The sequence below is a fragment of the Burkholderia sp. IO2 genome (assembly GCF_029522185.1).
Classification (GTDB): domain Bacteria; phylum Pseudomonadota; class Gammaproteobacteria; order Burkholderiales; family Burkholderiaceae; genus Burkholderia; species Burkholderia cenocepacia.
This window is the reverse complement of the sequence record NZ_JAKWFH010000051.1, coordinates 39,645-51,723: the sequence shown is the minus strand read 5'-3', so window position 1 is coordinate 51,723 and position 12,079 is coordinate 39,645. Positions and strand designations below refer to the sequence as shown.

Here is a 12,079-nt window from a genome sequence, read left to right as displayed (position 1 = left end):
TGCCTGATGACCATAGCGAGTCGGTCCCACCCCTTCCCATCCCGAACAGGACCGTGAAACGACTCTACGCCGATGATAGTGCGGATTCCCGTGTGAAAGTAGGTAATCGTCAGGCTCCCTAAGCCAGGAACCCCCGCCCGAAAGGCGGGGGTTTTTGCATTTGCGCGGCGGAAATGTGCGTGCGTCTGGTGAGCGTCGCAGCTCGTGCTGAAAGGCTACACGGCAGCGGACCTGAGTGACTGGCTCGCTGCAGTTTCAGAACGATCGTCGCTTGTCACAGTTACTAACGGTATGGAGCATCGGGTACCGAGCTTCCAGACGGATAGTGACCGCGACGCTCACCATCGACAATGCGCTGATCACATCGGCGTGATGTTGTCCTCGACAGTAATCCGGACGCGTTCTCCAGCCTCGAATCCCGCGTCCTCAAGCCATACTCCCGCGATTTTGATCCACGGGAAATACGTCGTGTTCAGCTTCCGGTGCGCTCTGATGGCACGGAGAACCCTAGACAAGGAATGATGGCGCGCTGACTCTTGAACAGTGACGAAGCGTTCCGTTGCGACGGGGCGTGACTTATGATTGGCCTTAGCCATTTCCGACTCCTTTGCTGAGTTGGCGGTGGTCAGCGGGTCGTATGGGTGGCAGCCCATGCGGCCCGCGCTTTTTTGCGGTGACGCCGTTTCAGTCTACCTAACTGGGCATCTCGAAATATGGAAAATTCGAGGGATGGCCAAACGGGATAGGTATGGAACGACCCAGTCCGCATTTTTTGTGGGCGCGGAGTTGAACAAACCGCTATCTGCACGCCTAGGCGCTCGCCGGCCAGAATTGCAAACTGATTCACGGCAGCTATCCAGTCGAAGGTGGCGCGCACGGGCTTGGCCAGCACCTGATGGTCGCTTCGTCATTCGGGAAGTGGCGCGAGCCTTGGTGATCTTGCGCAACTGTATGCTCAAGCTTTCGATGGCGTTTGTCGTCTAAACGATCTGCTGGATTTTTGACTGCAACACCAGTAACGGGACGACATGCACCAAGCGTGCTACATCGATTACACGATGGTCGGGTATTTCTCGCTCCAGAGGCGGTCTCACAGCGCCTGTCTCGCCACGTCATAGCATGGCCTCGCATATCGTTCGAAGTGCCTGCGCAACCGCCTTGCGGTTCTTCCATCTGGCATATTCCAGACTGCTGCGGATTCAGGGTACTTGGGGTGCGCCATTCTTGGTCGCGTGCGATCCACGCAGTTCGTAAGGACAAGGGCCCGCCACGTTTCGGTGCATGAATCAACGGTTGTCGCGGGGTGCTTTTTACTGTATATATGAACAGTATTTCTTGGGGGCGCCTACCATTCTGGCGGCTAGCATCGGCTAGGAGCAACCATGTAAAATCAGCGGCCTGTGTCAAATATGGTTTCGTTTCCGGATGGCCCTATCAGGACAACATGACCCCTTTGTTGGCAACCTTGGAGATGCTGAGCAGGTATGCCGTACAGTCTAAAGTCAGGGAAAACCATCCAAGATATGCCCAAGTACAAATTCGTTGACCTCTTCTCGGGCTGTGGTGGCCTATCGCTAGGGCTGTCCATGGCAGGTCTCCAGGGGCGCTTCGTCGCGGAGCGTGACCCCATGGCATTCGAGACCTTCGCCGAGAATTTTCTTGGTGACAGGAAAGTCCCCATAAGTAAGTTTGCATGGCCGTCCTGGTTAGAGCAGCGAGCCTGGGGAATAGACGATCTGTTAGGCAAGCACTACGCGAACCTTGTCAAACTGCAAGGAGACATCCAAGTCCTTGCCGGAGGTCCGCCATGCCAGGGATTCAGCTTTGCCGGTCGGCGGCAAGAGGACGACCCACGCAATCAGCTCTTCGAAAAATACGTACAGACCGTGGGCGCCATCAAGCCGAACATCTTGATTCTCGAGAATGTACCCGGAATGATGGTTGCACACTCGAGCAAGAAGGGAAGCGATGGCGCAAGGGAACAGGCGGCCGAATCGTTTTATGACAAGTTAAAGAAAAGTCTTGAAGATATTGACTACACTGTCTACGGTAAGATTGTCGATGCATCTCTTTTTGGCGTCCCTCAACGTCGTTCCAGGCTAATAGTTTTTGGAATTAAGAAGGATCTAGCATCCCAGCTTGAACGGGAGGGTACGCATGTTTTCGATGTGCTCGAATCCATGCGTGTTGAAATGCTGGTCAAACATGGTTTGCCAAAAACCAAGCTGATTTCCGTAGAAGACGCGATTTCCGACCTGTTAGTTTGCCACACGGTCAAGCAATCATGTACGGATCCCGCTTCTCCTAAGGGATTCGAGGAGGCAGTGTATTGTGGGCCGAAGACAAATTACCAGCGGCTGATGCACAAACATTGCCGAGGCGATACCATGGATAGTATGCGTCTTGCGCGACACCGGGACGACGTAAAGGCGCGCTTCAAGAAGATCATCAAAGAGTGCGCACAAGGCGTTCGGATGAACGAAAAAAGCCGGGCGAAATTCGGACTCAAGAAGCATAGGATCTTTCCGATGTCTCCTTGGGAACCGGCCCCGACGATTACGACATTGCCGGATGACGTGCTTCACTATTTTGAGCCTAGGATATTAACCGTCCGGGAAAGCGCCAGACTTCAAAGCTTCCCAGACTGGTTCCACTTTCGAGGCAAGTTCACGACCGGGGGGAAACGGCGCACAAAAGAATGCCCTCGGTATACGCAGGTAGGCAACGCGGTTCCACCCTTGCTCGCCGAGGCAATTGGTCTCGCAGTCGTTTATATTCTTGACAGGCTAGAACAAGCGTCAACACAAAGTAGTCGATCCTGCGTGGCAAGCCAACAAGAACCGGCGGTCGCTGCTGTATAGGAGTAAGCGGGAATGATTGAGCGACCAGCAATCATTCTTCCATACTCGTGAGTCCCAGAAGGTTTCTGCGAGGGTGACTGGCCTCGCCGAGGAAGCAATGCACAAATATCCTGAAGGATTGTTAGATTGGTCGGGGGACAAGGCAGGTGGCGTCAAAAAGCTCTTCTACGTCGGGAGTGGTCGCCCATCTGGCAGGGTGATCAAAACCCGATTGCTCGAGCGGTTGTCTGACTGGGCGCAAGATATTGCCAGCGGCAGGGAGGGGACGCCAAAGGCCGTGCTCCTAATCGGTGGACCTGGTAACGGTAAGACGGAAGCTATTGAGTACACCATCGAAGAGCTTGATGCTGCGATGCAGCTTGGTGGTGCCTTGCGAGCAGAGTTTGCTGCCAGTTATTCAGGGAAAAACGGATTGCCCGGGCGGCTTGTTCGGGCGAGCAGGACCAACTTTCCGGGGCACTGTAAAATTTCGGAAATAGCCATTGTCCAGGATGGCTCGGAGGGCGAGCGCGATGATAGAACCACTCCTGCCGAACATCTTTGCAATGACATTCGCCGACTCCTAGAAGGTCGCCCAGACTATGTATACATGGCCTGCGTAAACCGTGGGGTGTTGGACGACGCCTTGATCCTGTCCACTGAGCGGGGCGAGTCGGGTGTAGGTGAATTGATCAAGCAAGTGGTCCAATCCGTTTCCCTCGGAGCCAAAGGAATAGATTGCTGGCCGCTGGACGCGTACCCGGGCTTCGCGGTTTGGCCGATGGACGTGGAGTCGCTGGTCGATGAGGTAGACGTCTCAGCATCCGCTGCACGCCAAATTCTAGACGTAGCCATCAACGAGCAGGACTGGCCAGAGTTCGGGCACTGCGAGGCGGGCATCCACTGCCCATTCTGTACAAACAGGAAGCTACTCGCGGGCGAGCCGCACCGCTCTTCGTACATTCGAGTGCTGCGCTGGTTCGAGCTGGCTAGCGGGAAGCGATGGAATTTTCGTGATCTATTTTCTTTGACCGCTTTCCTGCTTGCAGGAAATACTCAATCGACTGCCAGTGGAGGCTACAGGCCATGCAGTTGGGCAGCGTCGTTGTTGTCTCCCAAGGAACGAGACCCGAAAAAGGCGCAAACGAAGCGGATTCGCGGCCTATTCAAACTGGTTGTCATGCAATATCAACATGCGCTTTTCGGGACGTGGCCCGTGGAGAAGGCCACAGCACTCAGAAATGACATCAAGGAGCTGAAACTGGAGGGGCACCCAACGTTTGCCGGATTACTACAGTTCCTGACGCTCGACAAACGGAAGGAGTCCATCTCCACCTTACGCACGCAATTGGTAGGGATGAGCAGCTATCTTGATCCTGCCTTTGCTAGTCCTAATTTAGAAGTCGCCGTTAGTGGCAATACGACGATCAAGTTTGAGGAGATGGACCGCCGATTCAGCCTGTCCGTCAAAGAGGCACGGATTTATCTCCAGAAGTATCAAAGCCTGTCTGCCCTTGAGGTTGATTTGCTCAAGGTGCTTGAGGAAGCGGACAGTCACCTCTCGGATGAATCCATTCGACGGCGAAAATCAGCCGTGGCCGAGCGTATCCAGGCATTTATCAGGCTTATTGCCTGCCGGATCGCACGCCGGTCTATAGGGGTAAGATCTGGCATAACTAAGGACTCGGATGTTCTTGGTGAATTCAGTCAGATTCTCAATGGCAGTATTTCTTCCCTCCAGTTGGCAACACAACAGGTAGAGGGGCTGCTAAACAAGGATCGGCGTTTCCTCGTTAGCTTGAATACGACCTTTGGCGAACCGCTTCCTCCTCCAGAACGTAGAGTGATGTTGACGACCGATATACAAAAAGTCCGACCCATGCCTATGCCACCTGACGGAAATAGGCCAAGATCTCCAGTTCGGTTTTTGAGTGTTGGCACTGGCGCGGCAGCACAACCTATCGCTCTCACCTATGAGCTGTTCAAAGCAACGAAGTCATTGAGAAAGGGAATGGTGCCAGCGTCATTGCCTCGGTCAGTCGTGGCGCTTTTGGATACTACACGTGCAAAGTTGGCTGGCGCTGTTGTGCGTAACGAAGAGACGCTCGAGGGAAGTGAGATTCGCCTCGGAATTCGGGACGACGTTATCGTGCGTAATTTTGGAACGTTCGTCGTTCAAAAGGAGAAGGCTTGATGTCGGCGCAGGAATTCATCGATGCCCCGTGGCAGGAGTCGCACCGTGTATTCGAAAATTCCGTGTTCAATATCCGCCCGGCACCTGAATTTTCGACAGGCGAAGTAGTACTGTCTTCGCTTTACCGGGCATCTGGCTTTAAAGATGTCACGGAGAAACAGGTGAAAGGCCTGGGGGACGAGCTAAGGAAAGCTGCCGACAAGGCGAGTAAGAAGGAAGGCAAGGACGGTGCTATCCAACCAGATACTTGGCGCACTGTCCTGGATCGCCTGGTCCAAAGCCCGAAGGTGTCACAGCAATCTTCGAAACGCTTCATGTCGTTATCCCCCGTGGTGCCGGATACGGCGTTGTATTCGGGTGCTCCGAGGTTGAGTGGCAACCCCTGGAACCCAGGGCAACTCGTCAAGCGAATCATCCAGATAGGCGCATCGTCCAATGAGGCTGCAACGAAGGTGTGGCAGCGTCTTCACGAGGCGCTGTGCGTGGACACCAATGACGATGTTTGGGCATGCTGGCTCCAAGAAGAATTTGAGCTTCGTCGAATTGGCAGTTCCGGTTGGCAATCCAATGCATTGCCTTTTCTCGAGGGATTGCCATCCACGGATCGTACTTTGTTTCAATATCCAGCCAAGCAATTCGTGGCTGATTTGGGCGGCATTATCAGCGCGAAGGCTGCGATGACCCGTCGCCAATGGATTAGTTTGTTGGAGGCGGTGTTAAGGATAGGCACTGTTAGTCACGTACTTTGGCTTTGTGATGTAAGTGACCGAATCTGGAGGGTTGTTCGCGGAGTTATGGAAGGGACCGCTACCAATGTGCCAACCTCCGAGGCGGACGTTGTCTCGCAGATGCTTGCAGTGAAAAGGCGGATGCTTTCGTTTGGTCATCCAGCACACCCGACGCTTAGAGACTATGCGTCCAAGTATCTATCCGCCCGCCTTGGCCTTAATCGGGTACTTTGGGCACTTGAGGACATGGGGGTACCTGTCACCAACCTAAACTCTGTGGCGGAAATCCTTGCATTCCTTGGGACGATCAGGGCGCAAAGGGAGAGACTTACGAATGCAGGGATCATGGACTCATACCATGAACTACATGACCGAGAAATTCGCACTATCGCCTGCAAGAAAGGTGTTGGCGCCAATTTAATGGAATTCGCTCTATACACGCTTGGTCAGCGCCAGACGATGGACGAGACACTTCGCGGATACGATCAGGGGTATTTCCTAAGAAAGCGCGGGCGAGCTCGGAATGCTCCTTGGTTTCTAACGCTCGGACCGGCATCGGTTCTGGCTATGGCTCATTGTTGTTTGCACGAGGTAAATGGGCCTCGCTCAGTGCAGCGACTCGCTATGCATTTGGCTTCGTATGGTATCGAATTCGACCTTCATGGCCTGAACGATAGTGAACTTGGGCGCCAATTAAGAATGCTGAGTTTGGTCCTGGATAGCCCGGACGCAGAAAGCGGCATGTTGTTGGTTCCCCCTTTTGCTAACTGAAATTGGTGGTGTCTTGAGCAAGCTCGCACATGCAATGGCCGCGTGGGTCAAGGAGCGGATGGCCGCGGAAATCATGTCCCTCAGTGGTGCACATAGGGAGTGTCGCGCTGTGTTTTGCGCACCGCCGCCGGCCATGCTCAGGGATATGTTTGAGTTGCTTGCCGGTGATGGCAGGCTACTTACCGCAAAAACCGCTGATGGTACGGAAATTTCTTATCCGGTCGTGCTTCAGGTCGAGAATGTGCCAGAAGACGCCATTGTGGCAAGGGTCAATCGATCAGGACTGAGCTCGTTCCACGAATTGGCAAGCATCCGTAACGCCCATAACTGTGGCGTCTTCCTGACACTGGTCGCCCCGGGTGGGCAGGCCAGCGACACTCATGAATCCACCCGCAAGGCATTTGGCGTCGCCTCGGCTAGTAACGAAGGCGGCAGTCTAATTTCTAACTGGTGGAATGACCCTTTCATCCAAGAAATGGTGAGGGACGGACTGGGTGTTGGCGATCCAGCGCAACTTGAGCACGCAATCCAACTAATCTATGAAGCTGTGTTGGCAGCGGACGCTGTCGACCAGCATGACGTAAGCAAGGCCAGCGCATGGTGTGTCATCGAGCGGCTTTGGGAACTGCGTGACTCGGGCATGTCATTGGACGCCCGCGTCAGTTTGGCAGCGGGATTTCCTCCGTCAGAGGACGAGAAGGTAGATTTCGAGCGTAAAGTCTCCATTATTAAGGCGTTGGTTGACAAATTCGAAAGCGCCGATTTACGCAGTGCCATTCAGCAGCTTAAGGATCGTGCACAGAACGAAGCGGAAGTTAATTATTTAGATGCCTTCCTAAGGCATATGCGCCACAAATGTGAGGTTGTCACCTCGCTAAAGTACTCGATGCCATTTTTCTATGCGCCGGACGAAATCAACCCGGCGCCAGACTGGTGGCGGACGCTGACGCTTCAAAGATGGGAGTCCCTGCTGGAAGAGGCGGTGGCTACCACCGAGATAGAAGTTTCCTGTGTGAACCCGCTGGCGTTTCAGATGAAAGGCTTCGTGCCTGTGGTGCGCGATGTCGCTTGTATTCAGATCCGAGTGCAGGTGCCAGAGGGCACGGGAGACGTGCGAGTCCGCGTAGTCAGAGATGCGCCAGGCGGCGCTGCAAACAGAAAGGAATGGATTCTGGTTGGAAGGGACGTGTTGGAGCTTGCGGACGACGCAATCCCCTCGCACAAGACCCCCGTGAAGTATGTTGTAGAGGCAATTGGCCACGGCGGGGGAAAAACCACTGCCAAGCTGATTTCATTGGCCTCTTGGGAGCCGGGGCTGGTTGTTTGTTCACGTACGGCAAACAAGGCGAAGGTGCCGAAACTTGCCTCTGGAAAGCCCATCGAGACGACGTTGGAGATGTCTGGGGTTGGGCGCCACTATCTGGATATCTATACCCGTCCAGGTGTAGAGATTGTTTCCGAGGAAGCTCAAGGCATCAATGGCGATGACAATATCGAGCCTGCGCGGATTGGGCGTGTGGCCGACGGCGAGTATGGTATGGAGGTGGAGGCCGGCGGCGAGCGAATCTATGAATTCGAGGTACAACGCCCGGGCGTATCCAAGACGGAAAAATTCCGCATCTGCCTGCTAGCCGATGAATCCGACGCGGAGGAGTGCAACAGTTACTTTGAGTTCCATTTGGCGCGCAATTCCAGACGTGATGGTGGGCGTGTACCGCGAGCGGTGCATGCGAACAGTCAGGCGCGCAGCGCGCAATTACAGGGATGGATGCTGGACGAGGCCCGCGTTGGGCGCTCTTACTATCCTTTCGTACTTGCACCAGACTATGCGTCCGAATGGCGTCGGCGCGAATGGTCTTCACCCGAGGACACGATCTTTTCTGCAGGCAGGTTCTTAAACGATCCCCGGCCAGTGCCAGCTGAGATGCAGCCGCCAGAGGCCTTCGTCGCTGCGAGGAAGTTGATTGCCGCCAAGGTACGCGGGAAGGACGGAAATGATCTGGTCGAATCTGCCAACCTCGGTGAATTGCTAGTGACCGATAAGCAGTTTGAGTCTGCGGTAGATGCTTATATCCGGTCCTACCTTGATTGGCTCTCGTCGTCACCAACGGAAGCGTGCTGGTGCGACATCGGCCTAGTGATGCGACTGGAAAGCGATCGTGTAACGCTGGAGCAAATCCCGACCGCGATTATTGTTTCGCCCCTCCACCCGATCCGGTTCGCCTGGCAATGCCTCGCGCAACGTGCGATGTATTTGGCATCTAGAAAGCTGCCCTGCCCGGCGGCCACCATCATGGACTCGGACTGCGTGCCGGACGCCATCGTGCTGCCGCTGCGTGACGCCACCGGGGGTATGCATGATGTCGTGTATTTCTCGGTGGAGTGCAGCTCCGATTACTGGGGAATTCTCTGGAACACGAGCCGATTGGATCGATTGGCCAGGTCGGGAGCATCAGCCCCACTTGACCGCGAGATGGGGCTGTTGGTTGGTGGCATCTCAAGCGGTTTTAGTGTTTCACAGGTTCATCGTGCGATGGATGATATCTGCGAGATGCTGGTTGCCAAGCCGGTCATAGGTGTGTTGGTTTCCAGTGCGGCTGGCCAAAACAACGCTTGTAATGAAGGCATCTTGTCTTGGGGGCGTGCGCATTTTTCAGACGAGAGTAGCAGCCGTCGCAGCGTGCTAAGTATTAGCGCGAGTGAAGTCCATGTGTTCGACGAAAGGGGCGAGGACGCGCGCCCGGACGATGCAGAGGTCGCGAATCTGGCAGAGGACACCTCCAATGCCTTTCAATGGTATTCGGCCCCTGAGTCGACCGATTCGCACGATCTCGCCATCATTGCGCAACTGGAGACCTCGAATGCCGCTGCCTTGCCAACAAAGCTGTCGTCTCCGCTTGGTGTGGGCGGTTTGGTTCGGGCAAGGATCAGAGAACAACAAAAAACCGGTGGTGGCCAATTCCTCTGTGAATCACGCGTCGCAGGCCCGGCATGTATATCCGGCGATGGCATCGCAGACAATACGGCAAAGGCAATTGCTAGGCTAGAAGGCTGGGCATCGAGTCCGATGGGCTATGTCTTTGCGCCCAGCATCAATGCAGTCAAGAAGTCGTTGGAAAAGGCGGAATTTGTGGCTGTTTCCTCCTCGGCGGTGGATCCTGCCTGCTTCCTTGGCAATTGGCTTAAAGGTACTTACCTTTGGGACTATGAGCTGCCGTCGTATTCTGGTAGGTCTGGCGATAGCAACGGCTATTACCTGCTCTCGAGTATCAGTGATTTGGATATCGAGACGATGCGGATAGTGCTAAAGCGCTTGCCAGAATGTGGTGATCTCTCGCGTGAGCAATTGTCAGCCATCGTTCAGGAAGTCGCACGCCGTGGCATCCCAACCGTGCGTGGACTATCAGCTGGCAATTCCGGAGCCGCTGGGGAACTAGGCCTGTTTGTTGCAACCCGATTGTTACAGGATAGCTTCAGGGCGTCCGGCGGGATCGATGGCTTGTTGCATCCATGGGTAGAAAACGATGGTGAGCACCAGATCACCCTGGTGATCCCGGTCGACCCATTCCAGCGCTATCTAGATGATCTTGGGAGGGCCATCAAGAAACCAAGCATGCAGCGACCGGATCTGTTCGTGGTTGGCCTGGTGATCAGCGATTCGTCTGTCAGATGTAAGTTAACCCCGATAGAAGTGAAGAATCGTGGTGGCGATGAGCAGATGACTGTTGGACTGCGCCAGGAAGCGTTAGGACAGGCAAGGTCTCTGTCCAACTTGTTGCATGCATTGCGGCAAGTTTATTCCGATGATCAGGAAATGTTGCTTTGGCGGTTGGCATACCAGAACTTGATTGTTTCGATGATTGGATATGGTTTCCGCGTATACAGCCAGCATTTGGCGGAAAGTGGTCGTGCTAGCGAATGGTCTGGCTTGCAATCCAAGGTCATGGAGGCAATTCTCTCTTCTGAGATGGCTGTGGAAATAGATGACCATGGGCGATTGATCGTAATCGACGGGACCGCTAATAGTGGTCCACGCGACACCGATAACGATGGCTTCTCCGAGACGATTGAGCTGTCGCAGAAAGACGCGAGCCTTATTGTTCGTAGTCGGGCGAGTGCTTTATACCAGTTGATGAGGGACACCTTGTCCGATTGGAGTCTGCTGCCGTCAACGGTGAGTGCTGATGCCGCCACGCTTACACAACGGCCTCCGACGGTAGAGCCCACGAAAGCAGACCTTGCGCCGGAAGATGCGCCGACGATGACACCTGTGACAAGACGTGATGGCGTCACAGGCCAACAGCAGAAATTCAGTGCCACCGAATTGGAAAAGCCTCAGGCGCTTGTACCCAAGGAAATGTCTGTGGCAGCAGCTCAGGACGTAACTGATGGTTCCAGCCAAACGGGGCTGGACTTGATAGTCGGGGCCACTCTAGATGGCTTTCGGCCTCAAGTCCGTCACCTCAATCTAGGTAACACAGCGCTCAACCAAATGAACATGGGCGTCGTAGGCGATCTTGGTACGGGCAAGACCCAGCTGCTGAAGTCACTTGTATATCAAATCGCCAATGGCGAGGGTGGGAATAGGGGCGTTAGACCCAATGTCCTCATTTTCGACTACAAGAAGGACTATAGTGCCAAGGATTTCGTTGTGGCCACTGGCGCACGCGTGATCAAGCCGCATAACTTACCATTAAACTTGTTTGACCTATCTGCGTCATCACAAGCAGTTAGCCCTTGGCTTGAGCGCTATCGTTTCTTTGCAGATGTGTTGGACAAAATCTATCCCGGAATTGGGCCAGTGCAACGCGACAGGCTGAAGAACGCGATCAAGGATGCTTACAAGACGTACGCGGACGGAACGTATCCAACAATCCACGATGTTCATCGTAACTATGTGGCGGCTCTGAAAGGTGGCGTTGATTCTCTTTCAGGCATCCTTGGCGACATCATCGACATGGAGCTGTTCGCCGAGGACCGAGCCACGATTACCAAATCAGACGAATTCCTGAGGGGGGTCGTGGTCATTGCGTTGAACGACCTTGGTCAGGATGATCGTACCAAGAATATGTTGGTTGCAATCATGCTCAACGTCTTCTATGAGCGCATGCTAAAGGTCCCGAAGCGTCCGTTTCTTGGGATGAACGGGGACATGCGAGTTGTGGATTCAATGCTTCTCGTGGACGAAGCGGACAACATCATGCAATACGAGTTTGATGTCTTGCGGAAAGTGTTGCTGCAGGGGCGTGAATTCGGCATGGGCGTTATCCTTGCATCCCAGTACCTTAGTCATTTCAAGGCCGGGGCCACGGACTACCGTGAGATGTTGCTCACATGGTTTCTGCACAAGGTACCGAACCTATCCGGGAAGGATCTCGGGCCGCTTGGTCTGAGCGATACGGCCGCCTTGCAACAGGCTGCTGAGCGTATCAAGGCGCTGGGTCTGCACGAGTGTCTTTATAAGACGCATGACGTCGCTGGGGAATTCATTAGGGGGACGCCATTCTACGAACTGTCGAAGGTTGCCCCCACGAATACATAAGACA

The 12,079-nt window shown here is 54.3% G+C and carries 5 protein-coding genes, 1 rRNA gene and 1 pseudogene; 5 read left to right on the top strand and 2 right to left on the bottom strand.

The genetic code is table 11. The annotated features are described in order from the left end of the window. The first annotated feature begins 2 nt into the window (after positions 1-2). Positions 3-115, top strand: a 5S ribosomal RNA gene (gene rrf, locus MMB92_RS27320). 244 nt (positions 116-359) lie between these two features. On the opposite strand, the gene MMB92_RS27315 is transcribed toward rrf, so the two are convergent. Then, entirely contained in the window at positions 360-596 is a 237-nt protein-coding gene (locus tag MMB92_RS27315) for a SymE family type I addiction module toxin (protein WP_277563065.1), read from the bottom strand. Positions 597-814: 218 nt separating this feature from the next. After that, positions 815-1,199: pseudogene (locus MMB92_RS27310) on the bottom strand (transposase); the annotation flags it as partial. A 285-nt stretch (positions 1,200-1,484) separates the two neighbouring features. Here MMB92_RS27310 and MMB92_RS27305 point away from each other — a divergent pair. From MMB92_RS27305 to MMB92_RS27290, 4 genes are read left to right on the top strand one after another with little or no spacing between them, the layout of a single operon-like run. Continuing rightward, positions 1,485-2,861, top strand: coding sequence for a DNA cytosine methyltransferase (locus tag MMB92_RS27305; protein ID WP_346828946.1), 1,377 nt, complete (start codon positions 1,485-1,487; stop codon positions 2,859-2,861). 16 nt (positions 2,862-2,877) lie between these two features. Next, positions 2,878-5,034: a hypothetical protein gene (locus tag MMB92_RS27300; protein ID WP_277563063.1), complete on the top strand. Its 2,157-nt coding sequence runs from the start codon at positions 2,878-2,880 to the stop codon at positions 5,032-5,034. Continuing rightward, positions 5,034-6,533, top strand: coding sequence for a hypothetical protein (locus tag MMB92_RS27295; RefSeq protein WP_277563062.1), 1,500 nt, complete (start codon positions 5,034-5,036; stop codon positions 6,531-6,533). Before MMB92_RS27300 ends, MMB92_RS27295 begins: the two co-directional genes overlap by 1 nt. A gap of 13 nt (positions 6,534-6,546) precedes the next feature. Continuing rightward, the gene (locus tag MMB92_RS27290; protein ID WP_277563061.1) at positions 6,547-12,075 is read left to right on the top strand and encodes an ATP-binding protein; all 5,529 of its coding nucleotides are present in this window, start codon (positions 6,547-6,549) and stop codon (positions 12,073-12,075) included. Positions 12,076-12,079: the final 4 nt, after the last annotated feature.